The organism is Mycobacterium sp. 852002-51163_SCH5372311, from assembly GCF_001667115.1.
Lineage (GTDB): Bacteria > Actinomycetota > Actinomycetes > Mycobacteriales > Mycobacteriaceae > Mycobacterium.
Window position 1 is genome coordinate 69975 of record NZ_LZIJ01000183.1, and the last position, 18445, is coordinate 88419.

Here is an 18445-nt window from a genome sequence, read left to right on the forward strand (position 1 = left end):
GGTTATGCCCCAAGGTATTCGACGCGGCGCAATGCATCAGGCGTCAGGTCCTTCAGCGAGGGATACCCGTCGACGGCCATGATCAGGTCCGCTTCGGCAAGCAAGGAGCGCAGTACGTGCACGATGCCGTCGACACCCCCGAGCGCCAGGCCGTAGGCGTACGGGCGGCCGATGCCCACCGCGGTCGCCCCCATCGCGAGGGCTTTGATGATGTCGGCGCCGCTGCGGATGCCCGAGTCGAACAGCACCGGCAGCCCGTCGGCGGCCTCGAGCACCCCCGGCAGGCAGTCCAGCGCGGGCAGCCCGCCGTTGGCTTGCCGACCGCCGTGGTTGGAGCAGTAAATGCCGTCGACACCAAGGTCTTTGGCGCGCCGCGCATCGTCGGGATGGCAGATGCCCTTGACCATCAGCGGCAAGCTGGTCTGCGACCGTAACCACTCCAGGTCGTCCCACCTGAATGGGCCGCCGAAGATCGGCAATTTGCGCACGGCCGCCTCGGTGGCGTCTTCGCCGGGATCCAGGCCGGCGCGAAAAACCGGGTCGCTGGTGTAGGTGGCCAGGCAGCCGCTGGGCACCTGCGGGTAGTTCCCGGCGCTCAGGTCACGTGGACGCCAGCCGGTGACCCAGGTGTCGAGGGTGACCGCGATGCCCTTGAACCCGCATGCTTCAGCGCGGTGCACCAGGCTGGCGGCCATCTCCCGGTCGGGGGCGTGTACAGCTGGAAAAACCCCGGGGTGTCACCGAGCGCGGGGGCGACGTCTTCCATCGGATCGGAGGTCAGCGTCCCGACGAAGAACGGCACGCCCGTGCGGGCGGACGCGCGGGCAGCAGCCAGGTCGCCGTGGCCGTCTTGGGCGCACACTCCGATGACCCCGATCGGGGCCATGAATATCGGTGCCGGCAATGTCAACCCGAAGAGCTCGACCGACATGTCGCGTTCGGTGGGAGCAATACCCATGCGCGGGAACACACCCCAGCGCTTGAATGCCTCGACATTTGCCCGCTGGGTCAGTTCGTCTCCGGCGCCGCCGGCGACATACCCCAGCACTTTCGGCGGCATCGCCGCGGCTGCCTTGGCTTCTAACTCGGCGAAGGCGATCGGGTACGGCGGCTGCCTGCCGGCCTGTCCTTGTTCATAGAGTTCGTTTTGATACTCGGCGAACGCCATGGCACGCAGATACCCGGCGATTGGTCCCCTAAACGCCGCCCGCGGACGAACAGGTATCCGAACTAAACCTGCTGCCCCACTACATGAGACTGTGTCACCGCTTATCAGCCCGGGGGAATCGCACTGCCGCCAACCAGCTTTGGTCGCGAAAGTCGGGTCAGGAACTGGTCATTCCCCGAACCCCGGCTGTGGAGCTCCGGCCGGCTGTGGTTCGCTGCGACCTCCCAGGCGGCCTGCCGCGAAGGCCGCCCCTTGGTCGATCACGGCGGCGTCGTCTGCATATGTGGTGTGTGCTGCGAAATTCATCCCGTCCGAGCACACCGGATCCTCGACGGCGCATACCTTGATGGTCTTTGCCTGATACAGCGGGCCGATCACCACCTGCGGCTCGCCGAGGAAGTTCATGGCCCGGGCGTTCGGCGTCCCGAAGAGTACGACTGCAGCGACATGATCCGCCACTCCCGGGTCCATTGGTTTGGGCACGGTCGCAGGATCGACACCGTCCGGCACCGCGTTCGAGGTGACGAAGCCCATGACGGCAGCCCCCTGGGAGAAGCCGCTGAGCACCATCTTGGTTTGTGGACAGCTGTTCGCCATGGAAACGATGTGGGCACCCGCGTCGCGAATACCGTCGAGCCCGGTCTCCCACTGCTCACTGGCGGGATAGTTGACCGCGTAGACGTCCATTGACTTTCCGCTGATGCGTGGGCGCAGGTTGTCGACGAAGGCCTGTCCGGTCTTGCCGATACCGGGAGGATCACCCGTACCGCGGGCGAACACCACCTCCACGTCGGGACATGACTGGGCTGACGCAGCTGGGACAGCGGGAGCCCACAGGGCAGCCGCGCCGACGCCTGAGATGGTGAGGACTGCTGAACCAAGGAAGCGAAGGATGTCACGTGCGTTCATGCCGCAATATTTCCCCGCAGGACGATTTGCCTAAACGGGCAATTTCGCCAGGCGTCCCACCCGCTGTCCACCATCGCAGGGCGCTTAAGTGCTGGTCGCGGCGACCACAGGCCATAGCCGTCGGCCCGGCTGCGCCGGCCTCTTTGGCAACGGACTCAGCAACGTCGGACAGTTTACCCTGTCCAAGCGGAGACATTCCGCGTCGATGGGTACTGAAGTTGGTTGACAGCATGGCTTTTGGAGGAGACGAGGCAACGCTGTGGCTGAATTCTCGACCATAGATGGGTTCCCCGAGATCGTTGTGACCGGTGTCGCGATGACGACCGCGCTGGCCACGGATGCGGACGGTACCTGGAAGAAGCTGCTGGACGGACAGACCGGGATTCGCAAGCTCGATGGTCTGCATGCCGAGCTGTTGGACGCACCGTTACGCATCGGCGCGCAACTGCTCGAGGATTTTGATTGCGAATTGACGCGGGTGGAGCGGCGCCGACTGCTGTTCCTGCAGAAGATGGCCATAGTGCTGGGGCGGCGAGTGTGGGCGAGCGCCGGTTCGCCTGAGGCCGAACCCAATCGGTTGATGGTTTCGATCGGCACCGGGATGGGTTCGACGGAGCAAATGGTCGTCTGGTACGACGACATTCGCAAGCGCGGTATGAAGGGCGTCAACCCGTTGGGCGTGCTGATGGCGATGCCCAACTCGGGTAGCGCCTGGGTAGGCCTTGAACATCGGGCCAGGGCCGGAATCCTCACCCCGACGTCGGCCGATGCCTCCGGTGCCGAGGCAATCGCCCGAGCCTGGCAGCACATTGTGCTTGGCGAGGCCGACATCGCGATCTGCGGCGGCATCGAGACCAAGATCGAGGCGGTGCCCGTCGCGGCGTTCGGCCAGATGGGCCTGCTGTCGACGACCGACAACGATCCTGCCGGCGCGTGCCGCCCGTTCGACAAGGACCGCAACGGCTTTGTGTTCGGCGAAGCGGGCGCGCTGCTGGTGGTCGAGACGAAAGAGCATGCCGAAGCCCGTGGTGCCCCCATGATGGCAAGGTTGATGGGTGCGGCCATCACCTCCGACGGCTACGACGTAGTGGCGCCTGATCCCACCGGCGTGCGGGCTGCGCACGCGATCACCAAGGCGATCCAGCTGGCCGGACTGGCCCCCACCGACATCGACCACGTCAATGCGCACGCCGCCGGGACCGACCTCGGTGACCGGGCCGAAGCGAACGCCATCAACAAAGCGTTCGGTGCCCACAGGCCGGCGGTTTACGCGCCGAAGGCGGCCCTCGGTCATTCGATCGGCGCGGTCGGCGCGGTGGAGTCGATCCTCACGGTTCTGGCACTGCGGGACGGCGTCATCCCGCCGACACTGAACCTGCGTTATCTGGATCCGGAGATCGACCTGGATGTCGTGACAGGGGAGCCGCGGACCGGTAACTACACGTACGCGGTCAACAATTCGTTCGGCTTCGGCGGCCACAACGTCGCCCTGGTCTTTGGCCGGTGCGGGTAGCACCTCGGTGGCTTACCGCTCCTGAGAGCTGGCTATTCTCCGAAGCCGGGTTGGGGTGTTCCCGCTGGCGGTGGTGCGCTGTGCCCTCCGAGGCGGCTTGCGGCGAACGCAGCGCCCTGGTCGATGACTGAGGCGTCGTCGGCGTAGGTGTTGTGGGCGGAGAAGTTCATTCCGTCCGAGCAGACCGGGTCTTCGACCGCGCAGACTTTGATGGTCTTGGCCGCGTAGGCCGGGCCGATGACGACCGGGGGCTCGCCCAGGAAGTTCATCGCGCGCACGTTGGGCATGCCGAACAGCACGACGGCGGCGACGTGGTTGGCCACGTTGGGGCTCATTGGCTTGGGCACGGTGGCGGGGTCGATTCCTTCGGGTACGGAGTTGGAGGTGACGAAGCCCATGACGGCCGCGCCCTGCGAGTAGCCGCCGAGCACCATCTGGGTTTGCGGGCAGCTGCCGGCCATGTTGACGACGTGGGCGCCGGCGTCTCTGATGCCGTCGATGCCGGTGTCCCACTGGTCGCTGGCGGGGTAGTTGACCGCGTAGACGTCCATGGATCGTCCGCCGATGCGTGAGCGCAGGTTATCGGCGAACGCCTGTCCAGTGGGACCCACACCGGGAGCCTCACCGGTGCCGCGGGCGAACACCACCTCTACGTCGGGACACGACTGGGCCGACGCGTCCGGGACAGCGGGAGCCCACAGGACTGCCGCGCCGACGCCTGCGGCTGTCAGGATTGCTGAACCAAGAAGGCGAAGGATGTCACGTGCGTTCATGCCGCAGTACTTGCCCGCTGAACCGTTGGCTAAACGGAAAAATTTTCCGGACCTGTAGCGCGGGGTCCGCTGCTGCCCGCAATGCCCGTTCTCGATAGCCAAATGTGCTGGCCGCCAGAGCCTTCGCCACTCATCAGTCACGCGACGTCCTATCAATTCAATCTGTTGGGTGAACAACCCATCCTATCGTCCAGTCGCAGCCCGCGCAGATGTCGCCGAACTCCCAGTGCTCATGCCGACTTTCGTGCGGACGGGCTGATAAGACGCTTCGGTGCGGAGGTCTTGCCCGGAGTTATGCGCTTCACTGCGGGCAGCGGCGCTTTCATCCTACGCGCGGGCGGCGGCAGCAAAAGTCCGTAACCGTTGGTACGCATACTCTTTCGCAGTTCGACGCTAGGTTCGTTGTACTGGAGTCAGCAGCTCCATGGTGGTCCAGCACCGCGACGTCCGGACTGCCCAGCGGGTCGATCTCGACGGGGTCGGTGAGATACGTCGAGAAGTCGATCACCACAGCGACATTCACCACAGCGACATTCACCGTCTCACCCGACAGGCTGAGTGGACGCGCGCTTGGGCATCAGGCTCCTTGAGCAACAGTTGCCAATGGCTATAATCGGGGGTTTACCCGCCCGATACGCCGGTTAAACGGCGGAAACCGCTGCGTCAGTTGGTTCCGGTGCCCACCGGCGGGCCGCTCGCATCCGCCAGCCGGTGCGCCGCTTCGAACAACAGCGCGTGCACGAAGGCCTGGGGCAAGTTGCCGCGCAGTTGCCGTTGTTCGATGTCGAATTCCTCGGTGAACAGACCGGGTGGGCCGCACGCGGTCCGGTTGCGCTCAAACCACCGCACCGCCGCCAGCTCGTTGCCCTGCTGATGATCGGCCAGAGCCATCAGGAACCCACAGAGCAGGAACGCCCCTTCGGCCTCGCCGAGCGGGCGTTCGTCGGGGCGGAAGCGGAAGACGAACCCGTCTTGGCCGAGCTCGGTGCGCACCGCCTGCAGAGTCGCGACGGTACGCGGATCGTTGACCGGGATGGCGCCGCGGATCGACGGCATCAGCAATGCCGCGTCGACCCTCGAATCCTTCGGTGCGCGTTGCCATCTTCCGCTGGAGTGCAGGCAGTCCGAATTCGTGTCGTTGACAAGCAGATCGGCCAGGCGCTGCCATTCGGACCCGTGCCGCAACGGCGCCACCTCGCCGATGCGCCGCAGTCCTGCCGCACAAATCAGCCGCGAATGAGCCCAGCGCCGGTCGTCGACCTCCCAGATTCCGGCGTCCGGTTCGCGCCACCGTTGTTCGATCGCCTGCACCAGCGTGTGCACGGCTTGCCAATGCTCTTTGTCGAGGCGGTCCAGCCGAGCGGCGCTGGCCAGCAGCAGTAGCGCCTCGCCGAACGCGTCCAGCTGAAATTGGCCGGTCACCCAATTGCCGGTCTTGACTGCGGCACCCGGATAACCGGGGAGGTCGAGGGCTTCTTCTTCAGGAGGTGCAGCCCCGGTGACGCAGTAGGCCGGCCTGAGGCCGGGACCGTCGGCAAGCACCCGCTCGCTGACGAAGCGGACGGCGTCGTCGAGCAGGGGGTGCGCGCCGGCGGCTGCGACGGCTTGCCCTGCATAACACTGGTCGCGGATCCAGCAATAGCGGTAGTCGTAGTTGCGTCCTTGCTCGGCTCGTTCCGGCAGCGACATGGTGGCCGCGGCCACCATCCCGCCCCCGCTGCTGGTCAGACCGCGCAGCACGGTGTACGCAGTCTGCGTATCCGCGTCGGCCAGCGTGTCGGAGAATGCTGGAACCGCTTGTGCCCAAGCGCTTTCGGTGTCGCGCCAGGCATCGTTGGGCCGGGCTGCGCTGGTGGGTAGCTCCTGATCGGAGAGTTCGAGGACCAAGTCGTGGTCCTCGCCGGGATTGACCTCGACAACCATCTGCAGCGAGCCGTTCTCGCGATGCGTGGCCGCGCCGGCGCCGGTCCACCTGAAGCGGAGCGGTCCCGACCGTCCCGTCCACACTCCGTCGTCGCAGGAGAGTTGGCGCATGCGCTTGGCGCCGTAGCCGGCGCGCACATCGAGGGCAACGCGCATCGCGACCGGCTGGTCGATGGCGCGGACGCGGCGCAACACCACCGCGGTGTGGGGGTCACCCGGAAACGCCAGGGCCTCGCGGCATTCGACGATGCCGTCGGTGGTCACCCAGCGCGACACCCAAATCAGCGACCGCTGCTCATAACGACCGCCCCAGACGAACCGGGGATGTTCCGGAGCGACGGCGTACCCGCCGCGACCGCCGAGCAGCGAGCTGAAGACCGCGGGACTGTCCCAGCGCGGCAAGCACATCCAGCAGCAGTCCCCGCGCGGCCCGACGACGATCCCGCGTTCCCCGTCGGCGAGCAACGCGTATTCGCGAAGGACGTGCGGCAGAGCCAGTTCGGCTTGTGGTCTGTCCTTGCGGTCTTTCACTGGATGCGGGCATACCCCGTTTACCTGGCGGGTAGTCACCCGGCATGACGTTGCATGCGGGCGAACCGGTCCCCATTGAATCGGTCGAGGCTTCGGCCTACTCGATCCCCACCGACGCGCCGGAGTCGGACGGCACACTGGCATGGGATTCCACCACCCTCATCCTGGTGAGCGTGCGGGCCGGCGGCCAGGTCGGAACCGGCTACACCTACGGCGGCACTTCGGTGGTCACCGTGGTGGACTCCAAGCTTGCCGATGTCCTCAACGGGGCCGACGCCCTGCAACCGCCGGCCCGGTGGGCGCAGATGCAGCACGCCGTCCGCAACCTGGGCAAGCCGGGAGTGGTGGCCTCGGCGATCTCGGCGGTGGACATCGCGCTGTGGGACTTGCGCGCCCGGCTCTTGGATGAACCACTCGTCGTCGCGCTCGGCGCTGTTCACGACGCGACGCCGATCTACGGCAGCGGCGGGTTCACCTCCTACGACAACGACACCCTGCGCTCCCAGCTACAAGGTTGGGTCGAGGCCGGTATTCCGCGGGTCAAGATGAAAGTCGGCCGGGACCCCGGCGCCGACATCGGCCGAGTCGCGGCCGCCCGGTCGGCGATCGGCGAGGACGTGGAATTGTTCGTCGACGCCAACGGCGCCTATCACCGCAAACAGGCATTGTTGTGGGCTAACCGCTTCGCCGAGTACGACGTGCGGTGGTTCGAGGAGCCGGTGAGCTCTGACGATCTGGACGGTCTGCGCCAGCTGTGCGAGCAGGGGCCGCCGGGGATGGACATCGCTGCCGGCGAATACGGATATCACCTGCCGTACTTTCACCAGATGCTGGCCGCGGGGGCGGTGGACTGTTTGCAGGCCGACGTGACCCGTGCCCTCGGCATCACCGGGGTGCTCAAGGTGGCCGCACTGTGCGACGCGCGTGGCCTGGACCTCTCGTTGCACTGCGCCCCACAGATAAGCGCGCAGGTCGGCACCGCGGTGTGGCACCAGCGGCACCTGGAGTACTTCCACGACCACGTCCGCATCGAAGGGCTGGCGTTCGACGGGGCGATCGAACCCGAATCGGGCGGCCTGCTGCGCCCGGACCGGACGGCACCCGGGCATGGGTTGACCGTCAAGCAGGCGGACCTCGAGCAGTTCAGGGTTGCCTGATCTGACGCGCTTGGGACATCAGCGCTCGTCCCCCGGGCAGATTCCCTATCACCAAGTACGCCAACCGATCACGCGCGCTCATGGGCCGTACCTCGAACTTGCCGGTGTGCAGGTGTCGCCGACCCAGTAGCGCCCACGCCGCCGCAACCACGCTGTCCGCCAGGCCGCCCTGAAGTCGGTTCCGGTCGGCGACCGCGAGGCCCACGGCCGTCATCGAGTGCACGGTGTCGACCCACACGCCCGCCGCGAGCACTTCCGGGCTGGGATTGATGCCCGACGACATCGCCTGGACAAGGTGGCGTGCTCCAAGGATGCGCACCACCACAATGGACTTTCGGTCGACCTGCACCGCGCGCATCGACGTGAGCACCAGACCGGGGACCGCCAGCAGCACGGCACCCCATGCCGCGCGCAACAGCTCGATACCACGAACGTTCATGGCCTACAGATATGCCCGAATCCTGCCGGCTCCAATCGAGCGGGCGTAGTTTTAGGATTCTGCCATGAGCTATTCGCCGGAGTCCTTGGTACGCAGGTTCTTTGCCGCTTGGGAACACCCGAAGCCGGACGAACTGGGCGGCTTTTTTCACGCCGCCGCCGAATGGGTGGACGGTCCGCAAGGTGTGCGCAAGGGTGCCGACGCCATCAAGTCCGAACTGACCGCGCAGCTCACCGCGCTCGGCGGCGTGCGTGTTGAGGTGACGACGCTGGTCGTCGACGGGCCGACCGTCATGGTGGAGCAGGTCAGCAACGCCACCTTCCGGGGGCGTCCGATTACGTCGGTGGTGATGGCGGTATTCGAGTTCGACCCGGACGGGCGAATCATGCAGTGGCGAGAAGCCTACGACCTGAAGTCGGTCATGGATCAGATCAAGGCGGTAGTTCAGGCGGAGCCCGGTTAGGTGGCTAGTCTACGGGCGAACGGCGCGACGCGGTCGAGGTAGCGGTCGAAGAACAGCGCCGGCTCGACGTCAGTTCCGATCTGCGCGTTGGGTTCTCGCGTTCTCGACCAGTCGGCCGCCGCCGCGCCGCGCGGCTCCGTCAGTTCGACGTCCACGGTTGCCGTCTCGGTTGCCATCAACTCGGGGTCCAGTGCGACCGCTGCAGCCAACGGATCGTGCATGTATGCAAGATAGCCGTGACCGCGGGCTACGTGTGACTCGAAGTAGAACCGCATCGCGTCCTCGATCACCCGTGTCAACGCGGACGGGCCCGCGGCGGACGCCAGCGTGCTCAGCCTGTCCGGCGTCATCGCGAGTTTACGAGTTACGTTGAGGCCGCACACTATTGGAAGTTGTTGCCGCCCTGTCCAAGCCGCGAATACCTCGACGGCCGCCTCGGGATCGACTCTGATGTTCCACTCGGCAGTGGTGGCAGCCGTCCCGAAATCGCCGCCCATGATGACCAATCGGCGCAACATCGTGGGCAGCGCGGGTTCGGCGCGCACCGCCAGAGCCAGGTTGGTCAGCGGACCCGTGACCACACCGATCAGCTCCCCGGAGTGGGTATGGGCCGCGTCGACCCAGGCGGTGACGGCGTCGTGGCCGGTGATCCGGCGGTTGGTCGGTGGCAGTTCCGCATAACCTAAGCCCTTGGGCCCGTGGAAGTTTGCGTGATCGGGCCATTCGCCGCAGAGTGGGTCGTCGGCACCTTTCGAAACGGGTATGTCGGCGGCCCCGCACAATTCGAGCAAACCGAGGTTGTTCGCGCACACCTGGTCGACGGAAATATTTCCGCCCGTCGATGCGATGCCTACCAGCTCGGCATCCGGACTGGCCAGCAGGAATATCAACGCCATCGCATCGTCGATGCCGGTGTCGACGTCGGTGAAAACGAGGTTCATCGCGGTAAGGGTCGTCAGATCCCCGCCGTTCGACGTTATCGGCTGGGGGTGAGGTTCACGATGACGCCGGAATCGACACTGTCGGTGCCGGAGATGCGCCCGTCGGCCTCGAGTGTCACATTCCAGACGTTGTCCCGGCAGGGCCCCCCGATGTTGTTCGCCGCCACCGTCCGCAACGTATCCGACGTGCGATTCGTCTCAGTCCAACTCGACGTGCAACCCATGCTGGGGACAACAATCGTTCCCTTGATGGGATCGGTGCTCGACAATGTCAAAGTGACTGGAACCGAGCGAGTTTGGTCGGCCGGATAGTCTGACCAAAAACCTTGCCACTTACCACTACTGGGAAACGCAGCGGAGCTCGGAGCCAAGAACGTACCCAGGAAAGCGCAGACGGCAAGACAGGTGCCGAGCCGCGCCGAAAGCCCTGTCGTAAAACCCATTAGTGGCTCCGTGGTTGTTGTAACCAAGCTGGGCAAAGACGCTACCTCGGCCGTTGTACAGGATGTTCGGAATCACCAAAATAACCACTTCTAGAAGGGTGGGTCGTCGGGTACGGGTTCTGGTTCGGGGGGTGTCCAGTCGGGTGGGAGTTCTTCGGATTCGTAGGGGTCGTTGATCCAGGGGCAGAACGGGCTGGTGCTTGGTGCGCCTTTGAAGGCGAAGAGCATGTCGCGCATGTGGTTTCGGAATTTGCGGCCCTCGATCTCGTCTTTGCGGGCCTGGTCGAACTGGCGGCGGGCGTGGTTGAGCGGGCGCAGCTCGCGGTTGTGTTGGCGTGCCCGGGCGATGCGGGTGCTGCGCCGACGGGAGCGGTTGGGTCGCCGCGATGGGGTGGGGACCGCGCAGGCCGGCGCGCGCGGCGGCGCGAACAGATCCGCCCCGGCCGGGGCGGTGCGATAGGTGCGTCCGCTCGGGGAGGTCCAGACCACTGTCGCGTCGGGCAGCTGCTCATCGCGCCACCCGCCGAAGGTTTTCAGGCGGTGATGCAGCCGGCACAAGCACTTTAGATTCGTCAATACCGTGCGCCCGCCGGCAGCGGGATCGGCGTGATTGAACGGGATCGTGTGGTCGATATCGGCGTACAGGGCCGGGCGGCTACACCCGGGGAAGCGGCAGGTCAGGTCTCGACAGCGCACCGCGCGCGCCAGCGCGGCCGAAGGTTGATAGCGCAGCGCCTCACCGGCGCTGGTGACCGGATCGACCACCGGCACCAGGCTCGCCGCGGCGGCCAATGCGCGGACCTGCTCGGCGTCGATCACCCCATAACCCTCCAGGTAGCCGGGCTGTTCACTGTCGCCGTGCACGGTCTGCTCGCCGGCCAGCACATGGATCACGGTGGCCACCCCGCTTGGATCGGCCGGGCCCGGCGCGGTCTTGGTGGGGCAGTGCGGCTGCCCACACCGGCAGACCAGGCTCTGGCCTTGCGCCAGGGCTCCCAGCGCATCGGCGCGGCGCTGATCGAGGCTGCGTGGGTCACCGGCGCACACCCCGGTGGCCAACTGCGCAAGCCGCCGGTCCAACGCCGCGGCGCCGGTGGCGGCCATGGTGCCCGAGATCTCGCCCATGCCGTGCTCGCCCGCGCGGATGTCGATACGGCGCTTGTCTTCGGCGTCGCGACGACGCTCGCGGATGGCATCGGGGTCATGGGCGCGGACCGCGGCATCAACGGCGTTGATGACCCGCTGGCGTGACCAGCCTTGCCAGGCACCGAGGCGTGCCGACAGCGACGCATCCAAGGCGGCGACCTTGTCGTCGCTGACCAGCTCGGCGCGCCGGATGATCACCTTCACCGTGGCCCAGTCGGTGTGCCCCGCCGCCAACGCCGCGCCTATCTTCGGGAACCGTCGATCCAGCGCCTCGGCGTCGGAGACCACAAATCCCGCGGCCAGCGCCGACAAGTTCATCGCCGCGGCCACCTCGGCGGCAGTCTGTATATACGGGTCGACCGTGGCATAGCCGAGCTGCTCGACCTGATCGGCGGTCGCAGCCACCCGGTGTTCCAACAGGTTGGCCACTGCCGCCAACCGCCGCGCCACCAACATCGACTCCTGCCGATGCACCGACTCGACCACCCCGACCAGCGCCGCGGGAGCCAACTCCAGCAAATCATCGAACATGTGTTCGAGTATAGTTGGACCGTACGACACTTCCGTGGCTAGCCGCCTGCCCTGTAAGCGACCCGACTCATTTCAGGCATGCCCGAGCCGGCAGGGGCGGGCAAACCGGTCTCTCCCGGCGTAATGCGCACTGTTTGACCCGCCGGGTGTCATCCTTTGTGTCATGTCCGACGCCAAGCATGTGGTTCTCATCCACGGCGCATGGGCCCGTGGCGACAGTTGGGGTCCTGCCCGGGCGGCATTCGAAGAGTGCGGTTAAACGGTCCACACCCCTTCGCTGCGTCATCATGAACTGCCTTTGCAGGAAGGTGCCATAAAGATCGCGCCGGTGAGTATGCGCGAGTACACCGACGACCTCGTCGCGCTGGTCGACTCGCTGGAGTCGCCCCCGCTTGTCGTGGGCCTGTCGCTGGGCGGTCTGTTGGCGCAGCTGGTCGCCACTCGTACCCTTCACGCCGGTGTGGTGGCCGCCTGCCCTATACCCCCAGCACAGATCGCCCCTAAGACGGCAGCCCGGTATCACCGGGGAACCTATGTCCAGATTCCCTGCGCCGACCACCTCGTCTTCTCCGGGCCGGCGGTCCCGACGACCATGGGCCACATCGACGACTGGATTGCGCGAAATCAAGTGCTGACCATTGCCTAGTGCCACGGCCAACACGGCGCCGCGAAACGTCAGCGCGACGCGAAAGTGATCACCAGGACGTCACGCACGGCCGGCCCCGAGCCGTCGATCGGCCGTATCGGCGAGACACCGTGCTGGGTGCGACGGTCGTCGCCCAGCAGCAACGTGCCGGGCTCTTCCAGCGTCGTCGTCGCCAACGTGTGGCCGGAGAGATCGCACACGGTACTTTCGCCGCCGATGGCGTTTCGCCTCCCGACCAGCAGTGACGACACCAGGGTGACGCCGTCGCGGTGCAGGCCCTCTGGAGTGGGCCGGCCGTCGCCATGGGCCGGCGCCTCGATGCGGAACGGATGCACCTTGACGTTCCATTCGGCCACGGCGTCCAGGGAATCGGCCACCCGTCGCAGCACTTGCAGCAGACGGCGCAGCAGCGGGTCGTCGGCGAAGGCGTCGGTCAGCGGTTCGAAGTGGCGATCCCGGTCGATGTAAAGGGGGTTGCTGTTCTCCGGCTGCACGAAGGACTCCGCTGGCATCGGCTGTCGCCTTCCGTCGCGCAACAGGTACCGGCCGTAGCGGCGCAGCCGCTGGATTCCCAGCTCCGCGGCGTATGGGTCGGGCGCCAAATCCTCCCAGTGCCGGGCGAATCGAGTCCACTCGTCCCGATCCACCCCGAGGCTTCGCATCACGCCGACCGAGCCCATCAACGACACACCCGTCGTGGCAAGCTGCTGGACCGCAACAGCCTCCGGGTCGGCGCCCGTCGGCTTGTCGCAGCGAATCCGGGCCACAGCGCCGGAGTACCGCAATCCCGTACCGCTAAAACAAATTACCAGTGCACTCCGGGCACCGACCGCATCAGCCGCTTCACCGGTTTGGGCACCGCCATGCGCGTGACGGCCCGCACTGGACGCTTGGGTCGACGGGAAACTGGTTGGCTGGCAATAGATTTGGGTGGTTCGACCACTCCGCGCGCCGCAGGTGAATCGGGATAGCCCAGATACAGCTGATGCAGAATTCGCCGCGAGATCCGCGGCGTGAAGTAGTTGCCGGCTTCGGCGAGCGTGCCCATCGGGGTGTCGATCCGCACCGGCTTCTCGACCAGTCCGCGCACCACCATCGCCGCGGCACGCTCGGCGCTGATCGCCGGCACCACGTTGAGCCGCTTCGACGGCGCGATCATCGGTGTGCGCACCAGCGGCATATGGATATTGGTGAAGGTGATGTGGTCGGACAATGTCTCGGACGCAACCACATCGGAGAACGCGTCCAGCGCCGCCTTGCTGGGCAGGTACGAGCTGTACTTGGGGTTGCGTGCCTGCACACCTGCACTGGAGACGTTGACGACGTGACCGAACCGGCGTTCTCGCCAGTGCGGCAGCAGCGCCAGCACCATCCGTACTGCGCCAAAGTAGTTGACCGCCATGACCCGTTCGTAGTCGTGCAACCGGTCGGTGGAGTTGACCACCGAGCGACGGATCGATCGGCCGGCATTGTTCACCAGGTAGTCGACGTGGTCGAAGCGGCCCAGGATGTCCTTGACCGTGTGCTCCACCGACGTGGAATCGGTGACGTCGCAGGTGAAGGCGTACGCCTGCCCGCCGTTTGCGCGGATCTCGGCGACCAGTGTGTCCAGCGCCTCGGCGCTACGGGCCAGCGCGAAGACCGTCGCGCCCCGCTCGGCGACCGCCATGGCCGAAGCCCGGCCGATCCCGCTGGAGGCGCCGGTGATGATGACGTGCTTGCCCTGCAGTGGTCCCTTCGGATCGGCGCGACGGGCGCGGTCGGGATCGAGGTGTTCGGCCCAGTACCGCCACAGCTTCGGCGCGTAGCTGGCGAACTCCGGCACTTCAATCCCGGTGCCTCGCAAGGCTTCCTGCGTCTCGTCGCTGATGAACGTGGGCGCGAGGTCGACGACGTCGAGAATCTCGGCGGGAATGCCCAGCTGGGTGGCCGCCATGTTGCGCAGCACCTTGGCGCGACCGCTCACCTTGAGCACCGAGGTGGCCATCGACCGGGGCAACGCGCCACGCAACGGTGGCAGGCCGGCGGCATCGGCCACCCCGCGGTAGATTCCGCGCAGCCCAATGGTTTTCGGCGCGGTGAGATGGAACGTCTGCCCGTCGCGGCCAGGGGCGTGCATCAGGGCCACCACCGCGTCGACCACATAGTCGACCGGAACGATGTTGGTGCGCCCGGTATCCGGCAGCAGCATCGGTGTGAACGACGGCAATACGGCCAACTTCGCCAGCACGCCGAAGAAGTAATAGGGCCCGTCGATCTTGTCCATTTCGCCGGTGCGCGAATCGCCGACCACCACTGCTGGGCGGTAGATCCGGTAGCGCAGCCCTGTCGTGGAACGGACCAGCGACTCCGCCTCGAACTTGGTCTGGTGATACGGAGTGGGCAGTTGCTGGCCGACGTCGAAGTCGTCTTCGGTGTACTCGCCCCGAAAGTCGCCGGCCACCGCGATCGACGACACGTGGTGAAGCAGGGCGTCAAGCCGGCGCGCCAGTTGCAGGACCGCGCGCGTGCCCTCGACGTTGGCTGCGCGCTGCTCGGCCTCGCCGGCGGTCATGTCGTAAATGGCCGCACAGTGCACAAGATGGTCTATGTGGCCCAGTTCGGCGATCGTCTGCTCGGTCAGCTCGAGCTCAGGCAGCTCGCCCACCAGCGGCTTTGCCCGGTCACCCCACTCCATCGCGAGGCGTTCGAAGCGGCCCAGTGACTGACGGCGGACCAGCACCCACACCTCGGCGTCCGGCTGAGTGGCCAACACACGAGACACGACACGGCGCCCGATAAACCCGGTACCGCCGGTAACGACATACCGCATTCAGCCATGGTGGCGGCTGCCCGCCGCCCGCGTCAACATCGTGTGATCAGATCGACCCTCGTGTGATCTACCCGATCAACTGCTGAACTCCCGGATCCCGTCCCAATCCACCAACTTCCAGCCGTTGGTCGGGTTCCCGCTGATCACCACCCGGCCGCCGCTCGGCAGGGGATGGTTGTCCAGCAGAGTGTTCTTCGGATTCTGGACGTTCATCAGCGTCCAGATCATGATCGCCGTGCCCTGGGAGAACACCATCGGCTTGCTGTGGCCGCTGTCGTAGATCTTCTTGACGGCCTTGGTGAACTGCTCGTTGAAGTCTTTTCCGTTGATCGACCCCGGGATGCTGTTCTTCATGTCGCCGTGGTTGACCCAGTCCAGCGGCGCCAACATATACGTCGTGCTCGCCATCGATTGAGGTTTGCCATTGAACCAGCCGGCATTGATCGGCTGCAGGCCCGGCAGGACCTCGACCTGCTTGCCGAGTTCGCTGGCCAGCGGCGCGGCGGTCTGCTGCGCTTCCGCCATGCCCGACGAGTAGAGGCTGTCGACGTCTTTGTGGACGATTTTGTGCACCAACTGCTGGGCCTGGTCTTGGCCCTCCTGGCTGAGCCCTGGACCGGGCATGTTGGTGTCGATGATCCCGTCGGCCTCGGCCTGGGACTGCGCGTTTCGGACGAAGGTCACCGTGATGCTGCGCGCCTGCGGTTCTCCGCCGCAGGCGCCGACGACCAGCGTTGCGGCGAGCACGGCCGCCGCTTTCCAGACCAAGGTGCGGTTACGCATGGCGATAGCCTGCCCTGCCGATGGGGTCGATGTGAAGGGTTTGCGATGGTTGGGTGCAGAAAAGGCTCGAAATTTTCATCGATAGGAGACTGGTATGGCGATCGACCCCAACGCCGTGGGCGCGGTGACCGAGCCGATGCTGTTCGAATGGACCGACCGTGACACGATCCTCTACGCGCTCGGGGTCGGTGCGGGCACCGAAGATTTGCAGTTCACCACCGAAAACAGCCATGGCATCACTCAACAGGTGCTGCCGACGTACGCGGTGATCTGCTGCCCGGCGTTCGGGGCCGCCGCCAAGATCGGAACGTTCAACTGGGCCTTGCTGTTACACGGATCCCAGACCATTCGCCTGCACGCACCCTTGCCGCCCGCAGGGAAACTCTCCGTCGTCACCGAGGTCGCCGACATCCAGGACAAGGGCGAGGGCAAGAACGCGATCGTCGTGCTGCGCGGCAAGGGCAGTGATCCGGATTCCGGTGAGCTCGTCGCGGAAACACTGACCACCCTGGTCATCCGTCAGGAGGGTGGGTTCGGCGGGCAGCCGGGCGAGCGGCCGGCCGCACCGGAGTTTCCGGAGCGCGAGCCCGATGCCCGCATTTCGCTGCCCACCCGGGAAGACCAGGCGCTGATCTACCGGCTGTCCGGCGATCGCAACCCGCTGCACAGCGACCCTTGGTTCGCCAGGGAGATGGCCGGTTTCCCCAAGCCGATCTTGCACGGGCTGTGCACCTATGGGGTTTCGGGCCGGGCGCTGGTGGCCGAACTCGGCAAGGGTGACGCCACCAAGGTCACCTCGATCGCGGCGCGGTTCACCTCGCCGGTGTTTCCCGGCGAGACGCTGACCACGCTGATCTGGCGCACCGAACCCGGCAGGGCGGTGTATCGCACGGTGGTCGACGGCGCCGACGAGCCTCGGGTGGTGCTGGACGACGGCGTGGTCGAATACGTGGAGAGCTAAGACCCGGCATGCGTAGCGAGCCTGCGGTGAGGGCGTCCGAATCAAAGAAACTCGCGCCGTAGCCGCAGGCTCGGAGCGAAGAACGCAGACTCGACAGCCGCTTGGTCGCCCTGTCTACGCTTTTTCGCGACTGCCGAGCTGACGGGCCAGACGCTCGGTGAACTCGCTGACTCGGGCGGGACTGTCCAGGGCGAACAGCGCCGCCGTGGCTCGGTCGCCGTCCTCGTTGTGCCGCACCACAATTGGGACACCGTCGTGGCGCACCGCGTCAAAGGCGTCCTCGTCGGTGATGTCGTCGCCGAGGTAGATCGGCAGCAGCGGCCCGGAGCCGGCATGGTGCAGGTGATCGATTACCCAGCGCAGCGTGTTGCCCTTGTTCCAGTCGATATCGGGTCGCAGCTCGATGACTTCGCGGCCCGTCGTCACCCGCAGCGCGTCGCGCTGGCCCGCGGCACGCACCGCCGCGGCCACCTCGCCCACCCGGTCTCGGCCGGCATTGCGGTAATGGACGGCCACACCAAAGCGCTTGTGTTCCACCACAACACCGTCAATCGGCCCCAGCTGGTCGCGAAGTTGGGCGGCCGCTTCGGCCAACACCGGTATGGCCTGCGCAGCGGCGTCGTTTTGGTGATGGGCCCCGTCGGGTGCGGTCAGCTCGAACCCGTGGCTACCGGCGTACCAGATGCCGGGTAGCCCGACCCGGTCGGTCACGTCGGCGAGGTCACGGCCGGACAGCACCGCGACCGGGCAGTGCACGGCCAACTGCTGCAGTGCCTCAACCGCACCGGCGGCCGGCTTGGCCGAGTCGGGATCGTCGACGATGTCGGACAGCGTGCCGTCGAAATCGAAGAACACCGCGGGCTGCCGGGCGATCAGGCCTTCGGCCAGTCCGAGGGCCTGGAGCGCGTCGGGCAGTTCGGACATGCGCCGATCTCCGGTCCGTACCTCGACCTCCGCCAAGTCGGCGACGACGGTGTCCGCACCGTGACTGCGCAGGGCGTCGCGGTGCCCGGTCTGGTCGACGCCTATCACCATTGCGAATCCGCCGTCTCGCGCGGCTGCGACGCCGGCCTCGTCGTGGGCGACGACGACACAACGGCCCGGCCGCACCGAAAGCCGGTGCGCCGCCTCGAGCAGAGCGCCACCGTCCGGTTCGGCTACGCCGCTGCCGATCCCGACCTCCTGCAATTGCCGGACCAGCGTCTGGGTGGAGTTCAACGCGCTGTCGAACAGCACCGCGTCGTGGCGGCGCGGGTCGATCGTGACCGGCATTGACCAACCTTCTCACGGTGGTCAAATTGCGAGC

At 66.2% G+C, this 18445-nt stretch carries 15 protein-coding genes and 2 pseudogenes; 6 read left to right on the forward strand and 11 right to left on the reverse strand.

Going from position 1 to position 18445, the window contains the following annotated elements; translation table 11 throughout:
• Nucleotides 1-2 precede the first annotated feature (2 nt).
• Nucleotides 3-1168: pseudogene (locus tag A5791_RS21600) on the reverse strand (alpha-hydroxy-acid oxidizing protein).
• Between the two features lie 168 nt (nt 1169-1336).
• Nucleotides 1337-2077, reverse strand: a complete 741-nt coding sequence (locus tag A5791_RS21605; protein WP_067241204.1) for a cutinase family protein — start codon at nt 2075-2077, stop codon at nt 1337-1339.
• A 259-nt stretch (nt 2078-2336) separates the two neighbouring features.
• Here A5791_RS21605 and A5791_RS21610 point away from each other — a divergent pair, with 259 nt between their 5' ends.
• The gene (locus tag A5791_RS21610) at nt 2337-3590 is read left to right on the forward strand and encodes a KasA/KasB family beta-ketoacyl-ACP synthase (protein WP_067241206.1); all 1254 of its coding nucleotides are present in this window, start codon (nt 2337-2339) and stop codon (nt 3588-3590) included.
• A gap of 32 nt (nt 3591-3622) precedes the next feature.
• Here A5791_RS21610 and A5791_RS21615 read toward each other — a convergent pair whose 3' ends face one another.
• Entirely contained in the window at nt 3623-4363 is a 741-nt protein-coding gene (locus A5791_RS21615; RefSeq protein ID WP_067241209.1) for a cutinase family protein, read from the reverse strand.
• Between the two features lie 663 nt (nt 4364-5026).
• Complete coding sequence (locus A5791_RS21620; protein WP_067241211.1) at nt 5027-6817, reverse strand: glycoside hydrolase family 15 protein; 1791 nt, start codon at nt 6815-6817, stop codon at nt 5027-5029.
• Nucleotides 6818-6861: 44 nt separating this feature from the next.
• Between A5791_RS21620 and A5791_RS21625 the strand changes: the two genes are divergently transcribed.
• Nucleotides 6862-7974: an enolase C-terminal domain-like protein gene (locus A5791_RS21625; RefSeq protein WP_067241214.1), complete on the forward strand. Its 1113-nt coding sequence runs from the start codon at nt 6862-6864 to the stop codon at nt 7972-7974.
• Here the strand turns inward: A5791_RS21625 and A5791_RS21630 are convergent.
• A complete protein-coding gene (locus tag A5791_RS21630) occupies nt 7961-8413 on the reverse strand; it encodes a hypothetical protein (RefSeq protein ID WP_067241216.1) in 453 nt (150 codons plus the stop codon). The genes A5791_RS21625 and A5791_RS21630 overlap by 14 nt on opposite strands.
• Nucleotides 8414-8477: 64 nt before the next feature.
• Between A5791_RS21630 and A5791_RS21635 the strand changes: the two genes are divergently transcribed.
• Entirely contained in the window at nt 8478-8876 is a 399-nt protein-coding gene (locus A5791_RS21635) for a nuclear transport factor 2 family protein (protein WP_067241218.1), read from the forward strand.
• On the opposite strand, the gene A5791_RS21640 is transcribed toward A5791_RS21635, so the two are convergent.
• Nucleotides 8873-9817: a nucleoside hydrolase gene (locus tag A5791_RS21640; protein ID WP_067241220.1), complete on the reverse strand. Its 945-nt coding sequence runs from the start codon at nt 9815-9817 to the stop codon at nt 8873-8875. The two genes, A5791_RS21635 and A5791_RS21640, sit on opposite strands and share 4 nt — an antisense overlap.
• Nucleotides 9818-9877: 60 nt before the next feature.
• Between A5791_RS21640 and A5791_RS21645 the strand changes: the two genes are divergently transcribed.
• Nucleotides 9878-10129, forward strand: a complete 252-nt coding sequence (locus tag A5791_RS21645; RefSeq protein ID WP_067241222.1) for a hypothetical protein — start codon at nt 9878-9880, stop codon at nt 10127-10129.
• 221 nt (nt 10130-10350) lie between these two features.
• Here A5791_RS21645 and A5791_RS21650 read toward each other — a convergent pair whose 3' ends face one another.
• The gene (locus A5791_RS21650) at nt 10351-11937 is read right to left on the reverse strand and encodes an HNH endonuclease signature motif containing protein (RefSeq protein WP_067241224.1); all 1587 of its coding nucleotides are present in this window, start codon (nt 11935-11937) and stop codon (nt 10351-10353) included.
• 274 nt (nt 11938-12211) lie between these two features.
• Between A5791_RS21650 and A5791_RS21655 the strand changes: the two are divergent.
• Nucleotides 12212-12583: pseudogene (locus A5791_RS21655) on the forward strand (alpha/beta fold hydrolase); the annotation flags it as partial.
• Between the two features lie 29 nt (nt 12584-12612).
• Here A5791_RS21655 and A5791_RS21660 read toward each other — a convergent pair.
• The 3 genes from A5791_RS21660 to A5791_RS21670 form a co-directional block, all read right to left on the reverse strand.
• Nucleotides 12613-13263 carry a 2OG-Fe dioxygenase family protein gene (locus A5791_RS21660; RefSeq protein ID WP_082967065.1) on the reverse strand — a complete coding sequence of 217 codons (651 nt, stop codon included), beginning with the start codon at nt 13261-13263 and terminating at the stop codon, nt 12613-12615.
• 125 nt (nt 13264-13388) lie between these two features.
• Nucleotides 13389-15395, reverse strand: coding sequence for an SDR family oxidoreductase (locus tag A5791_RS21665; protein ID WP_067241229.1), 2007 nt, complete (start codon nt 15393-15395; stop codon nt 13389-13391).
• A 75-nt stretch (nt 15396-15470) separates the two neighbouring features.
• On the reverse strand, nt 15471-16178 hold the full coding sequence (locus tag A5791_RS21670; protein ID WP_067241231.1) for a histidine phosphatase family protein: 708 nt from the start codon (nt 16176-16178) through the stop codon (nt 15471-15473).
• A gap of 94 nt (nt 16179-16272) precedes the next feature.
• On the opposite strand from A5791_RS21670, the gene A5791_RS21675 reads away from it, so the two are divergent.
• Nucleotides 16273-17139 (forward strand): MaoC/PaaZ C-terminal domain-containing protein, encoded by an 867-nt coding sequence (locus tag A5791_RS21675; RefSeq protein ID WP_067241234.1) that lies wholly within the window; start codon nt 16273-16275, stop codon nt 17137-17139.
• A gap of 114 nt (nt 17140-17253) precedes the next feature.
• On the opposite strand, the gene otsB is transcribed toward A5791_RS21675, so the two are convergent.
• The gene (gene otsB, locus A5791_RS21680; RefSeq protein WP_067241237.1) at nt 17254-18411 is read right to left on the reverse strand and encodes a trehalose-phosphatase; all 1158 of its coding nucleotides are present in this window, start codon (nt 18409-18411) and stop codon (nt 17254-17256) included.
• Nucleotides 18412-18445 lie beyond the last annotated feature (34 nt).

Coding starts and splice junctions, on each gene's coding strand:
- A5791_RS21605 (WP_067241204.1), bottom strand. CDS start 2,077: ATGAACGCACGTGACATCCTTCGCTTCCTTGGTTCAGCAGTCCTCACC.
- A5791_RS21615 (WP_067241209.1), bottom strand. CDS start 4,363: ATGAACGCACGTGACATCCTTCGCCTTCTTGGTTCAGCAATCCTGACA.
- A5791_RS21625 (WP_067241214.1), top strand. CDS start 6,862: ATGACGTTGCATGCGGGCGAACCGGTCCCCATTGAATCGGTCGAGGCT.
- A5791_RS21630 (WP_067241216.1), bottom strand. CDS start 8,413: ATGAACGTTCGTGGTATCGAGCTGTTGCGCGCGGCATGGGGTGCCGTG.
- A5791_RS21635 (WP_067241218.1), top strand. CDS start 8,478: ATGAGCTATTCGCCGGAGTCCTTGGTACGCAGGTTCTTTGCCGCTTGG.
- A5791_RS21640 (WP_067241220.1), bottom strand. CDS start 9,817: ATGAACCTCGTTTTCACCGACGTCGACACCGGCATCGACGATGCGATG.
- A5791_RS21645 (WP_067241222.1), top strand. CDS start 9,878: ATGACGCCGGAATCGACACTGTCGGTGCCGGAGATGCGCCCGTCGGCC.
- A5791_RS21650 (WP_067241224.1), bottom strand. CDS start 11,937: ATGTTCGATGATTTGCTGGAGTTGGCTCCCGCGGCGCTGGTCGGGGTG.
- A5791_RS21660 (WP_082967065.1), bottom strand. CDS start 13,263: ATGGGCTCGGTCGGCGTGATGCGAAGCCTCGGGGTGGATCGGGACGAG.
- A5791_RS21665 (WP_067241229.1), bottom strand. CDS start 15,395: ATGCGGTATGTCGTTACCGGCGGTACCGGGTTTATCGGGCGCCGTGTC.
- A5791_RS21670 (WP_067241231.1), bottom strand. CDS start 16,178: ATGCGTAACCGCACCTTGGTCTGGAAAGCGGCGGCCGTGCTCGCCGCA.
- A5791_RS21675 (WP_067241234.1), top strand. CDS start 16,273: ATGGCGATCGACCCCAACGCCGTGGGCGCGGTGACCGAGCCGATGCTG.
- otsB (WP_067241237.1), bottom strand. CDS start 18,411: ATGCCGGTCACGATCGACCCGCGCCGCCACGACGCGGTGCTGTTCGAC.